This is a genomic window from Psychrobacter immobilis (genome assembly GCF_003148585.1).
GTDB lineage: Bacteria > Pseudomonadota > Gammaproteobacteria > Pseudomonadales > Moraxellaceae > Psychrobacter > Psychrobacter immobilis.
In genome coordinates, this window is sequence record NZ_QGGM01000012.1 from 1 (window position 1) to 24,487 (window position 24,487).

The 24,487-nt window shown below is 43.6% G+C and carries 20 protein-coding genes; 13 read left to right on the plus strand and 7 right to left on the minus strand.

Features of this window, described 5'->3' with window-relative positions; genetic code table 11:
* The first annotated feature begins 226 nt into the window (after positions 1-226).
* From C8D84_RS09875 to C8D84_RS09905, 7 genes are all read left to right on the plus strand, one after another.
* Positions 227-1,519 (plus strand): efflux RND transporter periplasmic adaptor subunit, encoded by a 1,293-nt coding sequence (locus tag C8D84_RS09875; RefSeq protein WP_109591832.1) that lies wholly within the window; start codon positions 227-229, stop codon positions 1,517-1,519.
* A 297-nt stretch (positions 1,520-1,816) separates the two neighbouring features.
* Positions 1,817-2,539, plus strand: a complete 723-nt coding sequence (locus C8D84_RS09880) for a response regulator transcription factor (protein ID WP_045444030.1) — start codon at positions 1,817-1,819, stop codon at positions 2,537-2,539.
* 102 nt (positions 2,540-2,641) lie between these two features.
* Entirely contained in the window at positions 2,642-4,840 is a 2,199-nt protein-coding gene (locus C8D84_RS09885; RefSeq protein WP_109591834.1) for a sensor histidine kinase, read from the plus strand.
* 511 nt (positions 4,841-5,351) lie between these two features.
* Positions 5,352-6,122, plus strand: coding sequence for a methionine ABC transporter ATP-binding protein (locus C8D84_RS09890; RefSeq protein ID WP_055124775.1), 771 nt, complete (start codon positions 5,352-5,354; stop codon positions 6,120-6,122).
* Positions 6,123-6,141: 19 nt separating this feature from the next.
* Positions 6,142-6,828, plus strand: a complete 687-nt coding sequence (locus C8D84_RS09895; protein WP_109591836.1) for a methionine ABC transporter permease — start codon at positions 6,142-6,144, stop codon at positions 6,826-6,828.
* Positions 6,829-7,046: 218 nt separating this feature from the next.
* Positions 7,047-8,006 carry a MetQ/NlpA family ABC transporter substrate-binding protein gene (locus tag C8D84_RS09900; RefSeq protein WP_109591838.1) on the plus strand — a complete coding sequence of 320 codons (960 nt, stop codon included), beginning with the start codon at positions 7,047-7,049 and terminating at the stop codon, positions 8,004-8,006.
* Positions 8,007-8,322: 316 nt separating this feature from the next.
* Positions 8,323-9,171 carry an aldo/keto reductase gene (locus tag C8D84_RS09905; protein ID WP_109591840.1) on the plus strand — a complete coding sequence of 283 codons (849 nt, stop codon included), beginning with the start codon at positions 8,323-8,325 and terminating at the stop codon, positions 9,169-9,171.
* Between the two features lie 105 nt (positions 9,172-9,276).
* Here the strand turns inward: C8D84_RS09905 and ccmE are convergent, their stop codons facing one another.
* From ccmE to ccmA, 5 genes are all read right to left on the minus strand, one after another.
* Positions 9,277-9,777, minus strand: a complete 501-nt coding sequence (gene ccmE, locus C8D84_RS09910) for a cytochrome c maturation protein CcmE (RefSeq protein WP_045453493.1) — start codon at positions 9,775-9,777, stop codon at positions 9,277-9,279.
* A 270-nt stretch (positions 9,778-10,047) separates the two neighbouring features.
* Positions 10,048-10,269: a heme exporter protein CcmD gene (gene ccmD / locus C8D84_RS09915; RefSeq protein ID WP_045453491.1), complete on the minus strand. Its 222-nt coding sequence runs from the start codon at positions 10,267-10,269 to the stop codon at positions 10,048-10,050.
* Positions 10,270-10,313: 44 nt separating this feature from the next.
* A complete protein-coding gene (gene ccmC / locus C8D84_RS09920) occupies positions 10,314-11,102 on the minus strand; it encodes a heme ABC transporter permease CcmC (RefSeq protein ID WP_109591842.1) in 789 nt (262 codons plus the stop codon).
* Positions 11,103-11,343: 241 nt separating this feature from the next.
* On the minus strand, positions 11,344-12,000 hold the full coding sequence (locus tag C8D84_RS09925; protein WP_109591941.1) for a heme exporter protein CcmB: 657 nt from the start codon (positions 11,998-12,000) through the stop codon (positions 11,344-11,346).
* Positions 12,001-12,139: 139 nt separating this feature from the next.
* A complete protein-coding gene (gene ccmA, locus C8D84_RS09930) occupies positions 12,140-12,769 on the minus strand; it encodes a heme ABC exporter ATP-binding protein CcmA (protein ID WP_109591844.1) in 630 nt (209 codons plus the stop codon).
* 133 nt (positions 12,770-12,902) lie between these two features.
* On the opposite strand from ccmA, the gene C8D84_RS09935 reads away from it, so the two are divergent.
* From C8D84_RS09935 to C8D84_RS09945, 3 genes are all read left to right on the plus strand, one after another.
* Entirely contained in the window at positions 12,903-13,940 is a 1,038-nt protein-coding gene (locus C8D84_RS09935; protein WP_228244532.1) for a hypothetical protein, read from the plus strand.
* A 65-nt stretch (positions 13,941-14,005) separates the two neighbouring features.
* Positions 14,006-14,815, plus strand: a complete 810-nt coding sequence (locus C8D84_RS09940) for a type III secretion system chaperone family protein (protein ID WP_109591846.1) — start codon at positions 14,006-14,008, stop codon at positions 14,813-14,815.
* A 128-nt stretch (positions 14,816-14,943) separates the two neighbouring features.
* Entirely contained in the window at positions 14,944-15,861 is a 918-nt protein-coding gene (locus tag C8D84_RS09945; RefSeq protein WP_109591848.1) for a histone deacetylase family protein, read from the plus strand.
* Between the two features lie 48 nt (positions 15,862-15,909).
* On the opposite strand, the gene C8D84_RS09950 is transcribed toward C8D84_RS09945, so the two are convergent.
* Positions 15,910-16,692, minus strand: coding sequence for a sulfite exporter TauE/SafE family protein (locus tag C8D84_RS09950; RefSeq protein WP_109591850.1), 783 nt, complete (start codon positions 16,690-16,692; stop codon positions 15,910-15,912).
* Positions 16,693-16,731: 39 nt separating this feature from the next.
* Positions 16,732-18,135, minus strand: coding sequence for a bifunctional phosphopantothenoylcysteine decarboxylase/phosphopantothenate--cysteine ligase CoaBC (coaBC, locus tag C8D84_RS09955; RefSeq protein ID WP_109591852.1), 1,404 nt, complete (start codon positions 18,133-18,135; stop codon positions 16,732-16,734).
* Positions 18,136-18,262: 127 nt separating this feature from the next.
* On the opposite strand from coaBC, the gene radC reads away from it, so the two are divergent.
* The 3 genes from radC (at position 18,263) to C8D84_RS09970 (ending at position 24,397) form a co-directional block, all read left to right on the plus strand.
* A complete protein-coding gene (radC, locus tag C8D84_RS09960; protein ID WP_109591854.1) occupies positions 18,263-18,946 on the plus strand; it encodes a RadC family protein in 684 nt (227 codons plus the stop codon).
* A gap of 349 nt (positions 18,947-19,295) precedes the next feature.
* Positions 19,296-22,241 (plus strand): acyl-CoA dehydrogenase, encoded by a 2,946-nt coding sequence (locus tag C8D84_RS09965; RefSeq protein WP_109591856.1) that lies wholly within the window; start codon positions 19,296-19,298, stop codon positions 22,239-22,241.
* Positions 22,242-23,020: 779 nt separating this feature from the next.
* Positions 23,021-24,397: a dicarboxylate/amino acid:cation symporter gene (locus tag C8D84_RS09970; protein ID WP_045444003.1), complete on the plus strand. Its 1,377-nt coding sequence runs from the start codon at positions 23,021-23,023 to the stop codon at positions 24,395-24,397.
* Positions 24,398-24,487 lie beyond the last annotated feature (90 nt).

Genomic DNA, 24,487 nt, shown 5'->3' on the forward strand with positions numbered 1-24,487 from the left:
TGTCGTCTTGTCATGATGATTAAGCTCATATGAGTAAATATAGAGTTACTATAGCTTATTCTAAAACAACTGTGCTAATTGATGACACGCCCTAGCTGTCACTCCTACCTTAGCTAATGACTGGATTTAGTAGCCTTAATGTCAGCGGTTTATTAAGTTTTTTGCGCTTATTTCACCCAGTTGCAATTCACTATATAATAAAACGATGACTACTACGGTGACTGCTATGACGGCTTCTAAATTTTTAAAAAATAGCACCTATCTACTGAGTGCTTTTCTTCTTGCTGCCTGTCAGCCTTCACCGCCTACCAATGAGCCTGTGACTGCAGAAAACAGTGAGACTGTAGATACCCCTATTGTCATTACCGACGATAGTGTGACCATGACGCCAGATCATATATTGAGCATAAAACCTTCACGTTATCAGCCCAGTCTTGGTTTACAAGGTAAGATCGAACCTATCAAACAGACTAAGCTTATCGCTGCATACCCCATTAACGTCGAAGAAATACTGGTTACTGAGGGTCAATGGGTAGAAAAAGATATGCCGCTGCTTATTGTTCGACGCCTGCAATCAGAAAGCAAAACAGCAGATGCATCCAACCCAGCCAAGAAAAAATCTTCGGCATCGAACAGCGTTGCCCCAGATTCTGAGATGACGAACGATGCGGTTGATGTAAAGCAAACACACTCACAAAAAACAGACGCTAGCTCAAAACCCAATCAACCTACAGTAGAAAATGGTGCAACAACCACTAAAAACGACCCAATTGCTCACAAAGAAGAGGCAGCAGCAAAAGCCACAGTGGGCGCTCCTAAAAACGCAGTCGGCAATCCTAAAAACAATGACCAAACCAGCGCTAATAGCACGGCAAGCTCAAAACCGCAGCAGAGTCAGTATAATTTGGTCACTGTGCGTGCCAGTTTTTCTGGCCATGTAAAAAACTTATATGCCAAAGCAGGTCAAAGACTAGAGGCGCGCACGCCTTTATTACAGATTAGCGATGAAACTAAATTACACTTTATCGCGACCCTACCTATTCAAGCAGAACCACAACTTTCGGTTGGTCAGACTGTCAATTTTACAGCTGAAGGTATGTCGGAACAGTTCACAGGACAAGTCAGTAAACTGACCGCGACCAGCCAGCCGAAAAAGCTGTTGGTCTATGTTAACGTCATTGATAATGAAGCAAGTCGAGACAAGTTATTGCCAGATATGAAAGTCACGGGGCGGGTTAATTATGGTCAAATAGATGTGGGCACTATCGTACCTAAGCGCGCGTTGCACGATGTTGACTTGACAGAATTACAAACGTCACCATATAAGCCTCTGTCACCGTTGACTGCTAACGTGTGGATTATTGGACAGGATCAGCGCCTGACACGCCAGCCTATTGAAGTAGTCGAATATGACCCTATCACAAAGCAATATTTAATTGCGGGTATTAGCAACGACAGTTTGATTTGTTTGGCTGATTTACCGGCTGATGCTAAAGGTAAAAAAGTCAATGTCTCATAGCTATGCATGCCGACAGTTACATTGTGTAGAAACATTAACAAAGCCTCTCTTGTTTTGTAACTGCGTAATTAGGCAATATGACCGTACAATATATAGCATTAACCGAGTATTCTGAATCATTGGTATTAAATGACTCAATATCTTGAAAGTTTGAGAAATCTTAGAAAGTTTGAGAACCTAGAGGCTTAATCGTTTAACTGTTTAAGATCCTAAAATCAGCGATGTATTTATCGTGATACAAAATATCAAAACAGATGAAACGTTTGGCCAACCATAACAACAACTAGAGGATAACCCATGAGCAAGCAGATTTTATTAATCGAAGACGATCCTGATCTAGCTGAGTTAATCAGCGATTACCTGACCATGAATTATTATGACGTCCATCATGCAGGGCTTGGTCAAGAAGGGCTTGATTTGTTGGATGCTAAAGAGCGTGACATTGATTTGGTCGTACTTGACTTAATGCTGCCTGATATGGATGGTATGCAAGTTTGTCAAAAAATTCGCGGCAATAAAAACAACATGACCAATAAAGTGCCAATTATCATGTTGACCGCGAAAGGTGATACCACCGATCGCGTGCTAGGTCTTGAGATGGGTGCTGACGATTATATATCTAAGCCTTTTGAGCCACGTGAGCTTCTCGCTCGAATCCGTGCTGTTATTCGCCGCCATGAGCAGCCCAATCAAGCAGATAGCCAGTCTGATAGCTTGACCTTTGGTCGTTTGAGTGTCTTTCCTGACAGCCATGAAGTGACCATCGACGATGAGCCTGTTCGTTTAACGACGCATCAGTTTCAATTATTGCATTACTTTGCCACCCATTCTGGTAAAGTATTGAATCGCGAGCAACTGTGGCAAGCCATGCCCAATGATGACAGCTCAGATAATATCGATCGCGCCATTGATGTTCATATCTCGCGTCTGCGTGCTTTAATTGAAGACAACCCACGCCAGCCAAAACGTATTATTACCGTACGCGGTGTTGGTTATCAATTTGCCACTGATCAGGTTTGATCACAAAAGCGGCAAATTAATCGATAAAAACCATACTTTTGATTTGTTTATGCAAATTAGAAGTATGAGTCGATATAAACGGCTGATAGTAGAGATGGGTTGATGCAGCAGTTGGGATTTCGTTCGGTATTTGCCAAATTATTTGCCAGTGTCATGCTGGCACTTATCTTATTTGCAGTGGCGATGGTGCTGTTGACGCAACTTGTGCACGATAAAGATGCAAGTATTCGATCAGAAGTATTGGCCACTCAGATTTTAGGACAAATAGACCCCTTCTTGCATGAGCTGAATATCTCTGTTAGCGAGGACAATCGCTTGCAAGCGCGCTTTATGCTAGCAGTGGTCAAAAAGAGCTTTGATATCTTTGATGAGTCATTACAGGCAAAGATGGGCTTGTATGACAGCGAAGGTCGATTGCTAATGCAAACGGATAACAGCGATTTGCCATTGGAGTTGCCCGCACCGCCCTCTTTATTTTCACGCGTTTTCCCCTCTCTCGCAGACACCTCCCCTACCAAGCAAGCTCAGGTTTATAGCAGCACCGGCTATACGCTTTTGTATGAATCACGCTTACCGCCTAAAAAACCAGTACTCTCTTCTGCGCTGAATTTATTTACTGGCACACTACTACTGTTACTTATTATGGCAGGTGTCCTATGGTGGATTGCTCGTACCATCACTTGGCGCATCAATCAGATGAGCCAGCAGATGGCGCAACTGGGTGATGGTGATTTTACCGTACGGGTGAATGCTCGTGGTAACGATGAGATCGCCTCACTAGCGCGTGGATTTAATCAAGCAGCACAAAAAATTGAACACCTTATCGATGCCAATAACCTGCTCTTAGCGCATGCTTCTCATGAGCTACGTACCCCCATTACTCGTATCCGCTTACAGATTGAGATGATGGATATGCTCGCAGGAGCGCTACCAGCTGATACCAAAGCAAAATTTGATAAACGTGCGCAAGCGATTAACCGCGATTTGTCAGGACTCAATGATTTGGTAGAGAGTATCTTACTGGTGAGTCGTTTAGACGCCGGTCATGCCTTGCAGCAAGTTGAAAGTTTAGATTTATACGATCTGGTGAATCAAGAACGGCAACATTATCCTGAAGCGACGCTCATTGGTGAACATATTGTGATCGATGGTCAATCATCAATGTTGACCCATTTGATTCGCAACTTGTTAACCAATGCCATGCTACACGGCAAGCCACCCGTGACGGTACTATTGTATGGTGTGCAAACTATTGATGAAGCAGATACCATACCTAATTACCTGCTACAAACGATACTCTGCAGTAGCTTTGCCGATTATAATAGCTCTGATTTTGACTCCTATCACGAACCAATCGAGGTTAATGAAGACAATACGCATAATCATATTGCGCATAGTAATATTACGCATAGTCATACACACTCAAACGATTCTTCTCATAGTACTGGTAAAGTTAAATCTGAAGCAACGGATGCTATTATCGTGTTGCCAGCACCACCGATATATAGAAACGGAGAAAATATTGCGGTTGAGCATGATCTCAATTCCGATATTGATACCGATACCAATGTAAAGATAGAGACTAAAATAGATAAGGCTGATATTAATAATATCAACGGAGACATTGACTCTATTGAGACCTGTGCGACAACAGAATCTACTGATGCGAATAGTGTTCAAACTGACGCAAGTACTTCGGCAAACTCAGTCAACAGTAACGATACCGTTGGAAGCACCAGTGCATCCTCATTGATTGCTAATTATCATAACTTTACCAATGATTTGACTGACAAAATTAAAAAGATGGTTTGGAAAGCAGTTCCTGACACTGAAGAGCCGTCTGCAGTTATCAATGACGCTAAGAGTACTGCCTTGAATGATGCAACTCCTAAATCCAAAGGCGCCATAATAAATAAAGGTGGCAATACACGCGACAAGGGTGATGCTCAAAACAACACTCAAAATTCTACAGAAATACTCAGTACACCGCGTAAAGAAGGCTTGTTTGCCAAGCATCTAAAAAAAGCCAAGACCGATCCTGTACGCCCATTACCGAAATATGCAGTATTGGCAGTGATTGATGAAGGCACGGGTATTCCAGAAGACAAACGTGAAGAAGTATTTAGTCCATTTGTGCGGTTGCAACAAAAAAATAAAGGCTCTGGACTAGGCTTATCGCTAGTATCACAAATCGTTACCGCACATCAAGGGCGCATCATTACTGATACGTTGAATGGACATACTAGGTTTTTAGTTGTTATACCAGTCAAGCACGACCCACATTATCACCAGCATGACTAGAATGGACTAAAAATGGCTAAATTTTGCCAAACATCGTCAAATAGCGTATCAATATCTCGATATTATTTGCGCTACTTTCCTTGTTTGACGGCAATTTATCTCATTTTTATCACTATTTTTAAAATGAGGACACGACCAAGTCAGCGATGCTATAGTCGATTCAATTTAAAAGTAGTACAAGGCAACCGAGTGTAGATGTATATTTAATACTTCAAGCGAAGTTAACGCCGTAATACTTTTATAGTGGAATGACTATATAAGGTGCTATGAACAGACACTTCATTCTACTCGATCGTCTCGACTCACATTCTACAAAACCCCTCTTACTAATAGCTATTAATCATAAGCCTGTCACGGATGTTCATATCCAAAGTGCTCGATAATATGCTATATTAGCGCCCCTTATTATAGGGTTATTAACGGTTGTTTCTTAATTGGCTTCTTACATTGTTAAAGAGGCCCGACAGCGCGTTTGTGACTATTAAAAAAATTATTGAATTTTGAGCCCTCCATGAATGACATGATTGTCTTAAACAATGTGACCAAGAGTTTTTTAAGCGACCGATCAATCAAAGACAAAGATGGCAAACCACATTGGTTTACTGCCGTTGAACCGACCTCGTTATCTGTCCAGCAAGGCGAAATCTTCGGCCTAATGGGATACTCGGGTGCCGGTAAGTCTACTTTGCTACGCCTAATCAATATGCTTGAGCGTCCAGATGCTGGTCAAGTCATCGTCGATGGCACTGACTTGACCACTTTGTCTGCCAGTGAATTGCGTATCGCTCGGCATAATATTGGTATGATTTTTCAGCAATTTAATCTGATGTCCAATCGTACTGTTTTTGACAACGTGGCCTTTAATTTAACCGTTTCAGGATATCCGAGCCGCGACATTCATAAACGAGTGATGGATTGCCTAGAGATTGTTGATCTAACAGACCGCGCTGGTCACTACCCTGCGCAGCTGTCAGGCGGACAAAAACAGCGTGTCGGTATTGCCAGAGCGATTGCCCCCAGTCCTAAAGTATTATTGGCTGATGAGCCAACCAGTGCGCTTGATCCTGCGACGACTCGCAGCTTGTTGACTTGTCTACGTGATATCAACGAACAACTTGGCGTCACCATTGTGATTGTGACTCATGAGATGAGTGTCATCCGTAGGCTGTGTGATCGCGCCGCATTACTGCATCAAGGTCAACTCTTGGAAGTTGCGGATGTGAGAGACGGTCTGATTCAAGCGACCACCCCGATTGGCAAAGGCTTAGTGCACGAAGACTAATGAGGCAGGAGAAATAAATATGTTAACTGGTAGTGAATTGTCCGCCTCGATAGACAAGCTGTTTGCCCTGCGCAAAGAGATTGTGAACGCGTTTATTGATACATTTATTATGCTTGGCATCTCAACGACGGTGGCCATTGTCATCGGTGGGTTGTTTGGCATATTTTTGTTTTTATCCAGTGATCGACAGTTTTTGCAAAACAAAACATTGTATGGTCTGCTTGGTGGCATCACCAACTTTATGCGCGCCTTTCCATTTGTCATTTTGATGATTGCCATGAGCCCATTTACGAAGGCTATCGTTGGCACAGGTATTGGACCGATTGCGGCCTCATTGGTACTCGCCATTGCAGGTTCGTTTTATTTTGCCCGTTTGGTCGAGCAAAACTTACGTGAAGTGCCACGCGGTATCATTGAGGCGACCGAGTCTATGGGCGCACGTCCCTTGACCATTATTAAAGTCCTACTCAATGAAGCACGCTCAGGACTGGTATTGTCCGTGACGATTCTCTGTATCAGCCTGCTCTCTTATTCAGCGGCGGCGGGTATGATTGGCGGCGGTGGTCTGGGAGATTTGGCCATTCGTTATGGCTACTATCGTTATCAAACGGAGGTGATGATTTTTATCGTTATTGTCCTATCAGTAATGGTCGTCTCCATTCAAGCATCAGGTAATTGGTTGGCTAACCGTTTGGATAAACGATAGAAAAAAGACTGAGACAAAGTCAGTTAATGCTAATATGAATAATACTCAGGGTTTAATGCCGATTCATCCTAAGCAAAATGCTTGACTTTGTTACTGAGACCCTTTAATTTTGATACTAACTTAACAGTCGTTAACTTAGCAGCATTACTATCCCTAATGTTGCTTTTTTAATGGCCAGCGTTTGCCCTCCATCCCATCCCTCTTATTAAGGAAGCTCCATGAAATTAACAGATATCAGCCGTCAGTTAGCAACTGCATTTGCTGCCGTTGGCGTATCAAGCCTAGTCTTGGTTGGTTGCAACAACTCATCAGCACCAGAAGCGACTAAAGAGCCTGTTACCGAAGGCTCAACAGCAGAGACTGCCGCTAGCGATATCGATCCTGAGCATACCAAAATCGTCATCGGTACCACCGAAGGTGACTTCGCTGATATGGTGCGTAACCAAGTGAAAAGCTCACTGGAAGCGCAAGGTTACGAAGTTGAGCTGATTGCTTTTACTGACTATGTACGCCCAAACCTTGCCTTGGCTGAAGGTGATTTGGACATCAACATCTTCCAGCATAAGCCTTATCTTGATACCTTCAAAAAAGAAAACAATCTTGATCTGGTAGAAGTTTTCCAAGTACCTACTGCCCCACTTGGCATTTACTCAGGTAAAAAGACCACGCTTGATGATGTTTATAAAGGCATGAGAGTCTCTGCACCAAATGATCCAAGTAACTTTGCTCGTGCGCTGGTAATGATGGATGATCTTGGCTGGATCACGCTAAAAGACAATATTGATCCGCTAACGGCATCAAAAACTGACATCGCTGATAACAGCAAATACGACATTGAAATCATTGAGCTAGAAGCCGCTCAATTGCCACGTGCTCGTGATGAAGTCGACTTTGCAGTTATCAATGGCAACTATGCCACGGATGCTGGCATCAAGCTGACTGAAGCACTATTTCAAGAACCTAGCTTTGCTTATGTCAACTGGTCAGCCATCAAATCAGCAGATGCTGGCAAAAAATGGGTCGAAGATGTGACCAATGCATATAATTCAGAAGCCTTTAAAAAGTATGCTCATGAAACTTTCCCTGGTTATAAGTACCCAAAAATCTGGGGCTCTGATCACAGTGCGCACACGGATACCGCAACAAAACCTGCACCTATAGAAGCTGCTGCTCAATAAGCTCATAAGCCAAAAGCACTTAAATCCAAAACACTTAAATATCGTCTTCGTCCCGATTGTAAACGCCCATTGCTAGATAGTGATGGGCGTTTTTTATGGACTCGATTTTACGATTTTTATTTTTTAACCGCGCGCTGCTGTCTATCAGTTACTAAAAATGACGTTACAGCCTGTTTGTCCTTTGTAGGAAAGCGTCACGTGCCCTTTTACTTGCTGCCAATTTTTTCTATAGTGGGTAGGTCAGATAGAGAGGGTGATCAGAATATTGATGATTCGATGCTCTATCAATAAATACATAAATAACAAGGATAATAAGATGCGTGCTAAAACTTATAATATTCGTACCGCTGGACAAGCAAATATTCCTGTACTAGGGCTTGGAACATGGCAATCGACTGGTCAAGATTGTGTTGATGTCGTCAGTCAAGCGTTGAAAATGGGTTACGAGCACATCGATACCGCTCAAGCTTATGGTAATGAAAAAGAAGTTGCTCAAGGTATTAAACAATCAGGGGTATCTCGGGATAAGTTCTTTTTGACCACAAAGATTTTTCCTGATGACATGAAGTTTGAGCCTGAGAAATTGATTGCCGCCGCCAAGCGCTCTTTAGCAGACTTAGATACTGATTATGTTGATTTGCTACTATTGCACTGGCCGGATGACCGTGTTCCTTTATCTGAAACCATTCCTGCCTTGTGCGAACTACAGAAACAAGGTTTGACACGCCATATCGGGGTCTCTAACTTTAATATTGCCAATATCATTGAAGCTGAGAAATATGCTGATGTACCGATTGTGGTCAATCAGGTTGAGTTTCATCCGTTCATCAAGCAAAAAACCTTGCAGACTTTTTTGAACAATCACCACATTCTACTCGAAGCTTATTCACCACTTGCACGCGGGGATGTATTCGATAATGAGATTATTAAAGAAATCGCTGACAAACATAATGTCACGCCAGCACAGATATCATTGGCTTGGATTCTGGCAGACAAGCATCGTATCGCTATTCCGAAAACGTCTAACCCTGATCATTTGCAAGGCAACTTAGACGCTATAAAAGTACAATTAAGTGCGGATGATATTGAGAAAATCAGCAGCTTAGCACGTGCTGATGGACGCAAAATTAAGCATCCAGATTACTCACCTGAATGGGACGACTAAGTTCTTGTAAAAAACCACCAAAACTTATTAGTACCAAAATTCATGTAAAAAAAGAGCCGCTAATATATTATTAGCGGCTCTTTTACTATGGTATGGACTATATAATTACTGCTGTAGAGTATCCGTCTCATGCACCTTTTCAGCAGGATTATATTGCTCAGAAGGAGGCACTACACCGCTTCGGTTGTTTTCTTTCATTGATTTGGCCACTTCTGGCGGCATGTAGTTTTCATCATGCTTCGCCAAGACTTCTCCAGCGACAAAAGTATCACCCTGCATCTTACCTGTCGCGACGACACCTGAGTTTTCAGCAAATAAATCTGGCAAAATACCTTGATAAGTCACAGGTACGGTCGATTGAAAGTCCGTAATGGCAAACTCAACGTTTAGTGGATTGTCTTCTGCGCGCTGGACACTACCCGCAACGACCATACCGCCTGCTCGAATACGCTTATCTTGTGGTGCTTCACCTTGTGCAATCGCGGTAGCATCAAAGTAGTAATCGGTCTGTTGCCCAATGGCATAAAGAACCAATACCACGGCTATCGCCGCCCCTGCAAGCGTAAACATAACCCACATCAGTTTTTTGCGACGAACTGCGTTCATACCACTACCTCATTGATGAGTCACTGTTTTATAAATTATAGTCAATGCCATACAAATATATAAAACAGAAAAATTTGAAGAAACTACCATTAGAAAAACGTTCTAAAAATGTCTTTCTAATCGTACTCTTCTAATGGCTATATGGTAGCATTTTTCGGACAAATCAATAAGCCCTATAACCTCTGTGGCAGTCACCTCTTTATCAGGTGCTAATTGCAGATTGAGTGGCTAAAAATTAACGGCTAACGCTAGATAGGACGAGCCTACTAGCTAATGAGGCTGTTTGGTGACAGGCATGGTTGTTTTAGCAGTACGCTGTGCTTGCCGCGCTTGCTGAATGGTCAACTGTTTGATTAAAGCCTGTCGTTGTCTACGACTATAAATAACAAAAGCCAGCATCATGCCAACGGTAATTGCCCAGCACGACCAAACAAAAACACCATGCTTACCCATGGCAAGAAATTCAGATACGCTATAAAAGTAAGGCTGCATAATATTTTCCTAGCCGTGATTTTTTTTGGCGACAGTCATGACCGTCATTTAGCTTGCCTGCGAATGTATTCTTTGACCCACGCTTTGCCTTGATCACGATACAAAATAAGGGTATTGGTACGATAAATCGCTAATGTTGCCACTAATAAATAACTACCAATAATCATCAGTAATAAGGGCATCCACATATCTGCTGACATCTTGGGGGCGGCGGTCAAAGTAAAGGTCGAGCCTTGATGCAAGGTGTTCCACCACTGTACCGAATACTTGATAATGGGCAGATTTACTGCGCCAACAATAGACAAAATGGCCGCGGCTTTACCACGATTGGCAGTATGCTCAAACGCGGCAAATAACGCCATCACGCCCGCATACAGAAACGCCAAAATGAGCATAGAGGTCAAACGTGCATCCCAAACCCAGTAAGTACCCCAAGTGGGTTTCGCCCAAATAGAACCCGTGATTAAGCTAATCACACAGAGCAAGAATCCTAGCGGAGCAAGCGCCTGTGCCACCAGACTGGCGGTCTTGATTTTCCAAACTAAAAAAATGACCCCGAGCACTGCTAAGGCAAAATAGATGGAAATAGCGATACTGGCAGCGGGTACGTGAATAAAGATAATGCGGTAGCTATTGCCCTGCAGATAATCAGGCGGCGCAAAAGCGAGACCCCAGATACTACCGATCAATAGGCAAATACTGGCTAATATGGCTAACCACTTGACCCAAGGCGAAAAAATGCGAAAAAACTGCTTGGTACCCACAGTGGTCAAAAAGCCTTGCCAGATGCGCTGCCACAAGCTAGGAGATGAGACGTTATTCAAGTTGGGCATGGGAATAAACCTATTGGCACAGCGTATTGGTTGTAACCGATATAGCGCATCATGGGCGCGACTACCTGCTAACCTGCTGGCGTTAAACACTGGATAGAATCTACAAGTGATTGTTTGCTTAGTTAACTGACTATTATAGCAAAATTGCCAGTTTTCAACATGCTGTTAATACAAAGGTTTTTTATAGGGGTTTTTATTACAAACTCTCAATACAGAGAGTTGTACATAACTTATATCGTTTCTAATTCAGCCACGCCATTTTTAACGTCATGGCAATCACCCATGGCGTCACCAAAACCGAGATAATACTGCCTGCTAGTAATAAAGCCAGTATCGGTAAACCATTGAGACCAGTGGCAAATAAATCAACCGCTCCTGTGGCAAAAATTAACACTGGTAACTGCATCGGCAAAGCAATCAAAGGCACTAGCACCGCACCATTCTTTAATGACAGCGTCAAACTACTCGCGACCGCTGACAGCATCAACAACATCGGACTGCCCGTAACAATAGAAGCCATCAATATCCACGCCTCAAACCAACTAAGCTGAAACAAAGGCACGGCAAGTAAACTAAGCGCTGCCACAATACCACTACTAAAAATCCAATGGATAACCAAACGAATCAACACCCATAAGGGCAATGATGCTTTGGCAACGACCAATTGCGCCAACGTGCCATTATCAAGGGCAGGCTTAAACAAGCCATCGACACCCATGACCAGTGACAATAGAGCGGCAATCCAAACCGCCGACACGCCAAGGCGTTGCAATAGCGCAGGCTCGCTACCCACTGCTAGCGGAAATAAGGTGATAATGACCAAAAACAGCACTAGCGGATAAAGCCACTGCACGGCGCCTTGCTGTTTGACTTGCCACTCGCGCCGCCATAACTGCATAAAGCTGATACCGCGCACCGCAGCTAAGTCAGTATTTGAGCTTTTATTCACTGTTTGTACTGGACCGTCTATTTCTATCATTTATTTGCTCTTCTACGGATGCTTGTGACACTTATACTGAGAGTATGCAAACTAGTATTCAAACCATATAATCGGACAAATCGAGCACTTGATTGGCAACACCAACGGCCTGATGACTGGTCATTAATATAGCGCCGCCTTCATGGGCAAAATCGCGCAATCTGTCTTCCATTCGCGCTACCATATCCACATCAAGGGCAGTAAAAGGCTCATCGAGTAGCCATAATGGTGTCACCTCAGGGGTCAATAAATATAACCGTGCAAGGGTAATGCGGCGGGTTTGCCCAGCAGATAAATGGCTTGAGCTAATCGTCTCAAAGCCTTGTAATCCGACCCAAGCCAAGGCGTCATCAATATCAGTAACGCTTGGGCTAATCCCATATAAATTCAGCAAAAAGGTCAGGTTTTGCGCGACCGTTAGATTTGGATGTATACCTAACTGGTGCGACACATACAAAGGCTGAATAGGTAAACTTGCTACTCCTTGATAATAAACCTCACCGCTTAACACTGGCAATAACCCAGCTAGCTGCATCAGTAAAGTGGTCTTACCAGTACCATTGGCACCAATTAAATGGCAAATACTACCTGCCGGTAAATCGAGCGCAACGCCTTCACATAGAGGGGTTTCGCCGCGCTGAACGGTCAGCTCATCAAGCGCAAGTAAGGCGGTATTCAGAGCTGTCATCAAAACCTCTCATTATTTATTAAGCAGCAGTCAATATTCATCACAAACACAGATGACGTTCATGGCATAATACTTTATGCTTACCCCACCCACACAGTATAACAAATTGTCGATTATTATGACCTCAAAACCTATGCAGACTTCAAAAGATAACCAAAATCTAGATACGCCAGCGCTAACCATAGATGGCTTAATCGAGGCACAAGTTGCCTTTATGCAGCAATGGCTACGCATGCAAGCTGAACCGCTGTCTATGCAGGCATGGCAATGGTTTGCTGCACAGCCATTAAATAAATATGTCAGCGCCGATGATTTGCAACAGCTGAGTAATGACTGGCTACTCAATCAACCGATGACGGATATGATGCGTAAAGATATTCGCGATATCTTGCATACGATTATTTATCATCCAGTCAATGATAACGTGCCGTTGTCTGAGCTGGTGGATGACACTCAAGTTGAAACCCTTGCCAACTATGTCGGTAGCCACGATCAGCAACGCAATATCTTGATTCACACCCTGGTCGGCAACGAGACTTTTGCCGATTTGCTAACCCAAACGCTATATCATGCCATTAATGACTTTATGGAAACCACGCTGGATAAAGCAGGCGCTGCTGGTAAACTGATGAAATTTGGGCGCAGCTCTTTTGAAAAGGCGACCAATAGAAACCTTGACGAAAAACTGCAGGCGTATTTGCATCGTAATATTAAAGATTTAGCACGCCGCGCAGAAGCCAATGCGCAAGAGCATTTATCAAATGACGAAGTCGCGCGATTATTAATCACTGGTTGGGCGCGAATCAAAGACCAGCCTGTCAGTCATCTACAGACTTATCTGCGTGATGAACCTGACAACAGCAGTATCGATCATATCGAAGCCAGCATGCAGCAAAGCTATAACCGCCTGCGCCAGTCACCTTATTTACACAGCCTTGTGGCAGCGAGCATCGATACTTGGTATGGTAATCATCAGTCAGATACTATTGCGACAGTAGTTTCGAGTCTTCATATTGATGAGCGGGCCATGACTCAATTCAGTACAGCGCTATTACCTATAGTGCACGATGCCATTGAAAGCGAGTGGTTGACGGCACATACTCGTGAAATGTTACAAGCGTTTTATGAGCAACCGAATATCAAAGAAGGTTTAGCACTTAATGCTCAATAATTTACTGTCTTGATGTATTTGTCTCAATTTTCCATCTCATTCATTTATTTGATAGCACCATACTTATGAGTCAACGTAATACACTCAGCTTGTGGCAAAAACTCAAACAGTTACTGACTGGTTCAGTAGCGCAGGCTGATGAAATTGATATGATACAAACAGAGCCTCATAACATGTATAGTAGTGATACATATAGTAGTGATACAGATGATGAGGATACTAGTGACGCTCATGATGCTACCAAAATTGATTCTCAACCTGATGTCAAAAATAAAAGCAAACATTCAGAAACTGACGCCTTTAACTCGAGTGCCAGTCAACACGAAACTAGCGACACGCCCATTATCGATTTTCTGAAACAGTACTTTAATGATAAGCAGTGGCACTATACTCACTATCGACCTAAAAGTAGTGGCAACAAAAACAATGACCGTCAGCAATCGCATCACTTATCGCTTAGAATGCGCAATAAAAGTCTCGATTGCGGCTATTTGTTTCGCGTGCAAGAAAAAAACAAGCTGCTGGCAGTCTATGGGATTTTGCCATTTTTGATACCAGAGAGTCACCAAAGCGCGGCGATGCTACTGATTACTCAAATAAATTATGACTTGCTAATCGGCAATCTAGAAATGGATGTCAATGATGGCGAGATACGCTACAAACACGCTATCGATGTCGAAGCGGTAGGCATCGGTAATGATATTATCGAGCATTTATTGCAAAGTGTCATCGCGATGACCACGGTCGCGAATGAGATATTTAGTGATTTGATCGATAATCAAAACCCTGCGGAAGACTTACCGACATTGCTGACCGAGCTACGTCAACAATCAGATTCTAGAACCTTCTTTTTGCCAACGCAATTTGTGCAGTAATGAACTGACTACCATAGCTATCCATAGCTATCCATAGCTTTTACAATGTCTCATCTGTACCTTACTTTCAAAGCGCTTAAACCTATTTATCCTTAAAATACTTTTCAAAAAAGACATCCTCTAACACTATGCTAAAAATTGCTTACTCTGATATTTTTCGATATTCTGTGCCGGAAAAACACCGCTTTCCTATGCAAAAATACACCATGATTCCCGAGCGGCTATTGGCTGAAGGCACTATCAGTACCGACAACTTTTTTGCCCCTGCACGTTTGAGCGAAGATGAGATTTTGACCACGCATACTGCGGACTACTGGTATCAGCTGAAAACCCAAACGCTACCACGAAAGGAAGCGCGAGCCATTGGCTTTGAAATGACACCTGAGCTGGTAGAACGTGGGCGTTATATTGCTCATGGCACTTATGAGTGTGCATTATATGCGCAGCAATATGGCGCGGCGATGAATGTCGCAGGTGGCACGCATCATGCGTTTGCTGATCATGGCGAAGGGTTTTGCGTGTTTAATGATGTTTGTATCGCGAGTAATTTATTATTAAATCGTGGACAAGCGCAAAAGATTTTGGTGGTTGATTTAGACGTCCATCAGGGCAATGGCAATGCCAGTATTATGGCAGGTGAGACACGCGTTTTTGTGTTTAGCATGCATGGCGCAAAGAACTATCCATTTCGAAAGCAAGTATCAGATTTGGATATTGAGCTAGACAATGATACTGGCGATGTGGAATATTTGCAGTTACTAGAGGCGACATTACCACGTTTGATTAGCGACGTTGCGCCCGATATGATTTTCTATCAATCTGCCGTCGATGTGCTGGCAACTGATAAATTAGGAAAGTTAGGGCTGACGATAGAGGGTTGTAAAGCGCGTGATGAATATGTATTACGCCAAGCAAAAGCCGCTAAAATTCCTATCGCTATCGTGATGGGTGGTGGCTATTCAGAAGATATCGACGATGTGGTTGAGGCGCACTGTAATACCTTTCGTTTGGCGCAACAGATATTTTTTAATGAAATAACAAAATAACGCGCGCATAAAATAGCATCTAAACAGCCAGCTGCCTCGCGAGCTATCTTATAAAAATGCCATAACTCCCTGCCAGCCGACACGAATACCAAGCACGGTAAGTATCAATAAAATAAGCTGACGAAAGCGCGCTTGAGGCAAATAGCGACGCAAGCGGATGCCAACTAAAAGCGCAGCAATCGATAGTACACTAAGCAAAGTAATCAGCTGCCATTCACCACTGCTGAGCGCCATAATAGGCTCACGTAATACGATAATTTGGGCGATTTTACCCAAAAAATAGCACATGTTGCCGACTTTGGCGATGGTGTTTTTATCATCGCTGGCAGACAGTAGATACATCATCAATATGGTCGACATGGCATTGGTCGAGCCGCCAATCACCCCTGCACTAAAGCCAACGATGATTAACACAGGCTTGGTAGCAGGTAGACGGAGTTGCTTACCAAGCAAGCTGCTTATGACATAAAAACCAATAACCGCTGCCAATAGTAATAAAATATAGGCGCTATCGACCCATAGTAAGAGCTTCGCGCCTAGAATACTACCGAGTAAGCTGGTCAATGCCAGTAACCAATAGCGCCTGCCGTAATAGATAAAATTTTGCCAGATTGTGCGCCCGCCACCCGCGAGCCAAGTCATGGCATTAAGCAATAATGACGGAAAAATGACCAATACAATAGCATGTGGTAACGGGTAGATACTAGCAAGCGCAGTGGTCGTCACCAACGTCACACCCAGCCCACTGATACCGTGTAGCAACGATGCCAGCGCAAAGATTACCATCAATAACAACGTCTGAGTGCTATCACCATCCATCATATTAGCCATAAATATTAAGACCTAATATCTGGATTAATAGTGACATAGCTAGGCATTGTGGCGTTGCCATATTGTCTCACCAATGATGCCAACCAACTGCTCGGCAATTTTATCTTTGCTCGCCTTCTCAAGTGTGACGCTATCGTGCTCATAACGCTCTGAGAAAAATACCTGCATGGCATTGTCATCGCTGGCAAAACCAATGTCTGCTCGTGAAACATCATTACACGCGATCAAATCTAAATCTTTAGACACCAGTTTGCCACGAGCATAGCGCTCGATATCTTGCGTTTCTGCTGCAAAACCAACGACAAACAGCACTGGATGCGCAAGCGAAATCGTCGCTAAGATATCAGGATTTTTGACCAAACTCAGCGTCATAGCATCTTGGGTTTTTTTAATTTTTTGCGGGGCAGCTTCTTCAGTACGATAATCAGCGACAGCAGCCGTGGCGATAAAGATATCCGCCATTACATTTTGATTCTCGCTATGAGCATGCTCCTCATCATCAATCTCATGGCTGTGGTTATGACTGTGGCTATGATCATCGCCGCAATCACACTCGCCATGATGTTCATGTTGATGGCTATGATCGTGATCGTGAGAATGGTCGTGCTCATCTTCAGGCACATACTGTAGCGCACTGTGCGTACCATCCACGCACTGCTGCGCCGCCATCAGCATCTCTTTAGCCGACAATACATCAATACGTGTGACATTCAGCGGTGTCGGTAGTGCCACTTTGCCGCCCGCAATCAAGATAACGTCTGCACCAGCAGCCACGCACGCACGTGCTAATGCAAATCCCATCTTGCCAGTAGAGTGATTGGACAAGTAGCGCACCGGATCGATAGCTTCTACCGTCGGTCCTGCAGTAATCACCACTCGTTTACCTGCCAATAATTGAGGCGTAGTTTGCATGGCGTTAAATAATAACACTTCTGCCAAGAGCTGCTCAGGTTCAGGCAAACGCCCTGCTCCCACATCACCGCAGGCTTGCTCACCGCTAGCAGGTTGAATAATCTGATAATTCATATCGCGCAGGGTCTGTACATTGAGATTGACCGCAGGGTGCGCCCACATCTGCTGATTCATGGCTGGTGCAATGATGACTGGTGCCGCCGTTGCAAGGCATACGGTTGTCAATAAATCATCAGCCATGCCCATCGCGAGACGCGCCAGCGTATTGGCAGAGGCTGGCGCAATGATGATTAAATCTGCCCATTTCGCCAGCTCAATATGACCCATGCCAGCTTCTGCTTTTTCATCGAGTAATGAGATATGCACCTCATTGCCAGTCAAAGCTTGCAGGGTCAGTGGCGTAATGAAGGCTTGTGCGCCTGTGGTCATAATGACACGCACCTCAAAGCCTGCCTTGATTAATAGGCGGGCAAAGATAGCAGATTTATAAGCGGCGATACCGCCAGTGATAGCAAGCACAATATTGGACATAAGCATGGCATCAATAAAAAGTTGAAAGATAAAATTGCGCTTATAGTAACAATTATGAGATAAGTTGGGTAAGAATTTCCGTATTTACTCAATATATCTGGCAGCAATCCATTCTCAAGGAGTGACAATGGCGATTAAAGACTGGCATGAAGATGATAGACCACGTGAAAAACTACTAAAATTTGGGGCAGCGCATTTATCTGATGCCGAGATATTAGCGATATTTCTGCGCACAGGTACGCAGTCACAGTCAGCTATCGAGCTGGCGCGTCATTTGATCGAGCAATTTGGTAGCTTGGCAGAATTATTAGCAGCGCCGCAACAGATGGTTCTTGCTTGTCATGGTATTGGTCCTGCTAAATACGCGCAGATATTGGCCTCACTTGAGATGGGCACGCGTTATTTGGACAGTCAGCTTAAAACTGGTCACGCACTTGGGCGCTCGCAAATGGTCAAAGACTATATCAGCACTCAGCTGCGCGGGGAGCATCGCGAAGTCTTTGCGGTACTTTGCTTAGACAATGCGTTAAATCTCATTAATTTTGAGATACTGTTTACTGGCGGCATCTCCTCTTGCTCCGTCTGTATCAAACACGTTCTGCGTCATGCCTTGAGTCACGCCGCCAGCCAACTCATCGTCGCACACAATCATCCGCATACCGATGCGACCCCTTCAACGGCAGACAATTTATTAACTTACGAGCTAAAGAAGGCCTGCGATTTAATCGATTTATCCTTGGTAGACCATATCATTGTTGGACGCAATGAGACATTATCTTATGCAGAAAGCGGCTTAGCGCCTTTTGGATAATTAATTACGACTGTTGTTTTTGCCTATATGAGAAAATCTTGATACATATAATCGACACAGCGTAGCATTTTAGCTATTGATAGTTATCGGCAACTGTTTCATATTGATGGCTAAATTTGTCTTTTATTTGTCTGTCACTGGTTAGACAGTTATCAAAGCCACTTTTGTAAAATGCTCAAAAAATTAAAATTGATTATAAAATATGCTACAAAATCCATAACGGCTCATTGGTTTAATTTGGTCACCAGACCCTTAAACATCAGCAAAAATAACAACAAGATTTATTCAAATACTTTAATACACACACATTTTTCGCGCTTTTGGTTTAGCGTTATAAAAGGAGACAGTCATGGCAATTGGCTTATTTATTTTGGCAATCATTATTCAATTAGCCATGGTTTTGGCCATCTTTTTATTGTCCCTATCACGAGTCACAGGCAGTATTGTTGCCCTAGTTACCGTCCTTGTCACCGCCTTTATCAGTCCTTGGTCGCTCATTTTGGGCATACCAATCGCTTTACTTTGCATCGTTTTGCTCGTCGCTCCTATTCGTCAGTCACTGATTACCAGACCTGTTTACAAGACTTTGGGCGGGGCAATGCCGAGCATGAGCGATACCGAGCGCGAAGCACTCGATGCGGGTACCAGCTGGTGGGAAAAAGAGCTATTCATGGGTGCGCCTAACTGGGATACTTTTGCTCAATATCCCTATCCAGAGCTGTCGGCAAAAGAGCAAAGCTTTATTGATAATGAAGTAGAAGTACTATGCGCCATGCTTGATGAATGGAAAATTCAGCATGAAGACAAAGAGCTGTCGCCTGAAGCGTGGCAATTTATCAAAGCCAATGGATTTTTAGGCTTAATCATTCCAAAAGAGTTTGGCGGTTTAGATTTTAGCTCTTATGCACAAAGCCGTATCATGAGTAAAATCGCTTCGCGCTCGCCGACCGCTGCGGTTACCTGTATGGTGCCAAACTCGCTCGGCCCTGGTGAGCTGTTGATGCATTACGGTACAGACGAACAAAAACAGCGTTGGCTACCCGGTCTTGCCAAAGGTGACGAGGTACCTTGCTTTGGTTTGACGGGCCCAGAAGCAGGCTCCGATGCTGGTGCGATTCCAGATACAGGGGTGGTTTGTTATGGTACGCACGAGGGCGAGCAAGTGCTCGGTTTGCGTATGAACTTTTCTAAGCGCTGGATTACCCTCGCACCTATCGCCACGGTCGTGGGTTTAGCATTCAAGATGCATGATCCTGAAGGTTTGCTTGGCAATCCTGATAAGACCGATTACGGTATCACTTGTGCGCTTGTGCCTGCCAGCCATGAAGGCGTTATCATAGGACCACGCCATAATCCAATTGGCTCGCCATTTATGAATGGTACAGTCGATGGTAAAGACGTCTTTATTCCACTAGATTACATCATCGGTGGCGTCGAAAATGCGGGTCGTGGTTGGCGTATGCTGATGGAGTGCTTGGGCGTTGGTCGCGGCATCTCTTTACCAGCTTTATCAACCTCAGCCAGTGAAATGACGTATCTGTCTGTCGGTGCTTTTGCCAAAGTACGCGAACAGTTTAAAATCTCTGTTGGCAAGTTTGAAGGCGTCCAAGACGCTACCAGCCGCATGGCAAGTAACACTTATATGCTAGAGGCATTTCGTCACCTCGTCACCTGCGGTCTGAACCAAGGCGGCACACCATCAGTGATGACGGCAATGGCAAAATACTATGCGACTGAAACCATGCGCAGTGTGGTTAACGACGGTATGGATGTGGTTGGTGGTCGCGCGGTACAGATGGGTCCACGTAACTTTTTGGCCACCCCTTATCAGGCAATTCCAGTATCTATCACGGTTGAAGGCGCAAATATCTTGACGCGCTCACTCATGATATTTGGTCAAGGTGCGATGCGTTGCCATCCTTATCTCTTTGATGAGCTGCAATTGCTGCAAAGCGAAGATAAAGAAGGCGCACTCAAACAGTTCGACACACTGTTTTTTAAACATTTGGGTTATACCTTTAATCGCGGCGCAAAGGCATTTGTCGCAGGTTATGTCGGTGGCAGTAATCATGCACCAAGCTTTGCGGACAGCTTTACTCGTCCCTACTACAAACACATCAACCGCCTGAGCGCAAGCTTTGCCTTAACGGCTGATATGGCGTTAGGGTTGCTCGCTGGCGATTTAAAACGTAAAGAGATGCTGTCTGGACGCTTAGCTGATATTCATAGCCATTTATTCATTAGCACTGCTATTTTGCAGTTTTATAAGCATGGTACTAAATCAGCGTCCGAACGCTTGCATGCTGAGGTTGCCTTACAAAATAGCTTATATACCATTCAAGAAGCTTTTGAAGCCTTTTTTGCAAACTTCCCTAATCGTATGGCGGCCAGTTTGGTCAGTTTTGTGACTTTTCCCAGCGGCTCTATCTTTACGCCGCCAAGCGATGAGCTCAAACGCAAGTTGGGCGATGCTTTTATGGATGACTTTGAAGCCAACCCGTTCCGTGATTATCTCAAAACCATGGTTTATTATAATACTGAAGCCGATGATGTCACTGGACGTATGGAACACGCTTATCAAACGCTACTGAGCATCGAGCCATTATGGCAGAGGTTTAAAAAGGCTGAACACAAAGACAGTTTTGAAGGGCTTACTTTTGAGGATCATGTGGTATATGCCAGCCAAAACGGCAATATTACCGAAGAAGAAGCTGAAGTGCTTATTCAGTATAATGCCATACGCTTTGACTCATTATTGACCGATGTGTTCGATAAACATTTATTGCATGCCCAAGAGCGCACCAATCCACACAGCCTCGATAATGCCGTACAGCAATTAACGGACTATGCACAATTGAAAAATGACGCGCAAGCCAGAAATGGTATTGCCACAAACATGACAGCTGAAAATGATGTCGACTCTAATGATTTGGGTACGCCCGTCAGTACAGACAAACCAACTGGCGATGCCAACCCCAATCATGGTTATGAGAATAACGGTGATGTAGAAATGGTCAAAGAGCAAGATACCATTGAGGAGGTACGTGCACAGACCGACTTTGATGAGTCTGAGCCTGAGGTAGAAGCACTAGATCATCGCCACCGTGATGCAGAGTCACACTTAAGTGAACGCATGAGTAACAACCATCGTCTGAATCAACATAATGCTGACGACCTAGAGCGTTCTGAAATATCTGAAGATGCAGAAAATGTGAAGGATAATATAGACAAACCTGCCGCTACTGATCCTAAATGGCAGGATGGTCTACGCCGTGATGAAAGTGACAAAGTCTAAAATCAAAAGCTTTGATAATTCTTGAAATGACAAGCTTTGAAACAATAGGCTTTGAAATAGCAAGGCACAAAAGAATCAGGCTTAAAATATTTAAAAAACAATAGGTGTTAAGGCTGCTAGAAGCCTTGCACGATACATTCTGACCATTCACTTAGAAAAGACTGCCCCATTTAAGCAGTCTTTTTTTAGTTATGAATCGCCATTTTTAACCATTAAGGCGTGTTTGATGATTCAACCATGGCACTGACAGAGACTGCTTTTTAGGCAGCTCAACATTAAAAACAGTCAGCTTAGTCATTCTAAGCGTCTACTTTTAACAATGAAATGGCAAAAAACAGCCCTGTCTCCCTCTCTTAATATTGGAAATAATACTAAATTCTCCCAGCTCCATATAAAAAATATGTTATAAAACTAATTCAGGCATGAGCATTATCCTCATTTTATGCTTTGTCTGGAACAGTTTTAGCGATCAGCAGTATCTATTTTTGAATGTTCAACATGCGCTAATATTGGTCAATATGCCTTGTTATTTACCTACTTTACTCGCGAAAAATTCGGCGCAGACAACTTAACTATTGATTTATATTACCTTAGTCATAAAAAAACGTTGCAGTATCCTTAACAATTATTTTATATTGTGCCCCGAAAACGTGACACTAAGTGGAAGTTGAAAGAATTTAATAGACGTAGCAAGAGCGGTGATAATAATGGCAACAATCACATTGATGTGAGCAGCCTATCTATTCGCTACTGGGGCACGTACACAAAGGATATAAGTTATGTGGAAAAATATGGGACTGACCGGCAAGATTATTGTCGCTATGGTACTCGGTATCATACTGGGATTGTTTATAAACTATTCAGGACTGAACGCTGAAGGCGGTTTCATTCATACGTACATTACCAATGGCTTCCTCGCCATTGTCGGCAAGCTATTTGTCAACTCACTCAAAATGCTAGTCGTGCCTTTGGTGCTGATCTCACTGATTTGCGGTGTTTGCGGTATTGGGGATATTCGTTTGCTTGGTCGTATCGGCACCAAGACATTTCTTATTTATATGATGACAACAGCTCTGGCTATCGCAACAGCGATTGGGCTTGGCGTGCTATTTGGTATCGGTAAAGGCATGAATATCGAAACCGAAGCGGCATTTGAAGCAGCATCAGCACCGCCACTGCTTGATGTGTTCTCTAATATTATCCCATCAAACCCCATCAGCGCGATGGCAAATGGTGATATGTTATCAATTATTTTCTTTGCTATTTTGATCGGTGTTAGTATCTTGATGGTGGGTAAACCTGCCAAAGGCTTAGTGCAGAGCTTAGAATTAATCAATGAAGTCATCTTAAAAATGGTGACCATCATTATGAATCTTGCACCTTATGGTGTATTTGCGCTATTGACCAAAGCAATGGCAGAGCTGGGTTTAGACTTGATTTGGTCACTGCTGGGTTATGTGGCGGTATTGGTCGGCTCATTGGCATTCCATTTCTTTGTCACTATGATGATTGTACTCAAAGTCTCTTCGGGTTTATCCATCAAAACCTTTTTGGCAAAAATGCGTGAAGTTCAGATTTTTGCTTTTAGTACGTCAAGTTCGAACGCGACGATTCCTATTACCTTGCGTACGGTCACTAAGCGCATGGGTGTCAATAACTCAGTTGCTTCATTTACTGTTCCATTTGGTGCGACCATCAATATGGATGGTACCGCCATTATGCAAGGTACGGCGACCATTTTCATTGCCAATATTTATGGCATTGACTTGGGCGTGACTGAGTATCTGACTGTCATTCTAATGTCCGTTTTGGCTTCCGTGGGTACCGCTGGTGTACCGGGTGTTGGTCTGATTATGCTATCAATGGTATTTGCCCAAGTCGGTCTACCTATCGAAGGCATCGGTCTTATCTTAGGTGTGGATCGTATCCTTGATATGTTACGTACCGCAGTGAACGTCGGTGGCGATGCCGCTGTGACGGCTATTGTGGCAAAATCAGAAGGCAAAATGGATTTGGCTATTTATAACGATCCTAACGCTGGTGCAAAAGACGTGTTCGATGGTCACATTGATGAAGACAATGAGCGTGAATTCTCTGAAGTCTTTAGTGATGGGATCATGGGCAGTGAGTACGATGATATCGATCGTCGCCGCTAGGCATTGAATAGATTTTGATAATTTATTCACGATACATAAAAAACCTCAGTCATATTGGCTGAGGTTTTTTGCTTTAATAAATACATTTAT